Source organism: Pseudomonas sp. ok266 (genome assembly GCF_900110195.1).
GTDB lineage: Bacteria > Pseudomonadota > Gammaproteobacteria > Pseudomonadales > Pseudomonadaceae > Aquipseudomonas > Aquipseudomonas neuropathica.
In genome coordinates this window covers 1-1,325 of sequence record NZ_FOCU01000031.1, presented here as the reverse complement: position 1 = coordinate 1,325, position 1,325 = coordinate 1, and the positions used below count along the sequence as shown (strand labels likewise).

Below are 1,325 nucleotides of genomic sequence, written 5' to 3'. Positions count from 1 at the left end.
TGATACCCGTAGCTTCGGTGTATGGTTTGAGCCCCGTTACATCTTCCGCGCAGGCCGACTCGACTAGTGAGCTATTACGCTTTCTTTAAAGGGTGGCTGCTTCTAAGCCAACCTCCTAGCTGTCTAAGCCTTCCCACATCGTTTCCCACTTAACCATAACTTTGGGACCTTAGCTGACGGTCTGGGTTGTTTCCCTTTTCACGACGGACGTTAGCACCCGCCGTGTGTCTCCCATGCTCGGCACTTGTAGGTATTCGGAGTTTGCATCGGTTTGGTAAGTCGGGATGACCCCCTAGCCGAAACAGTGCTCTACCCCCTACAGTGATACATGAGGCGCTACCTAAATAGCTTTCGAGGAGAACCAGCTATCTCCGAGCTTGATTAGCCTTTCACTCCGATCCACAGGTCATCCGCTAACTTTTCAACGGTAGTCGGTTCGGTCCTCCAGTTAGTGTTACCCAACCTTCAACCTGCCCATGGATAGATCGCCCGGTTTCGGGTCTATTCCCAGCGACTAGACGCCCTATTAAGACTCGCTTTCGCTACGCCTCCCCTATTCGGTTAAGCTCGCCACTGAAAATAAGTCGCTGACCCATTATACAAAAGGTACGCAGTCACAGAACAAAGTCTGCTCCCACTGCTTGTACGCATACGGTTTCAGGATCTATTTCACTCCCCTCTCCGGGGTTCTTTTCGCCTTTCCCTCACGGTACTAGTTCACTATCGGTCAGTCAGTAGTATTTAGCCTTGGAGGATGGTCCCCCCATATTCAGACAAAGTTTCTCGTGCTCCGTCCTACTCGATTTCATGACTAAGAGATTTTCGCGTACAGGGCTATCACCCACTATGGCCGCACTTTCCAGAGCGTTCCGCTAATCTCAAAGCCACTTAAGGGCTAGTCCCCGTTCGCTCGCCACTACTAAGGGAATCTCGGTTGATTTCTTTTCCTCAGGGTACTTAGATGTTTCAGTTCCCCTGGTTCGCCTCTTGCACCTATGTATTCAGTACAAGATAACCATCTTATGATGGCTGGGTTCCCCCATTCAGACATCTCCGGATCAAAGTCTGTTTGCCGACTCCCCGAAGCTTTTCGCAGGCTACCACGTCTTTCATCGCCTCTGACTGCCAAGGCATCCACCGTATGCGCTTCTTCACTTGACCATATAACCCCAAGCAATCTGGTTATACTGTGAAGACGACATTCGCCGAAAATTCGAATTTCTCAATTAAGAGAACTCACAAATTTTACCTTAGCCTGATCCGTTACCAGTGAAAGTAACGTTCAGTCTATCTTTCTATCACATACCCAAATTTTTAAAGAACGA

Annotated in this window: 1 rRNA gene; it reads right to left on the bottom strand. The window is 49.1% G+C overall.

The annotated features are described in order from the left end of the window. Positions 1-1,161: ribosomal RNA gene (locus BMY54_RS29695) — 23S ribosomal RNA — on the bottom strand; the annotation flags it as partial. Positions 1,162-1,325 lie beyond the last annotated feature (164 nt).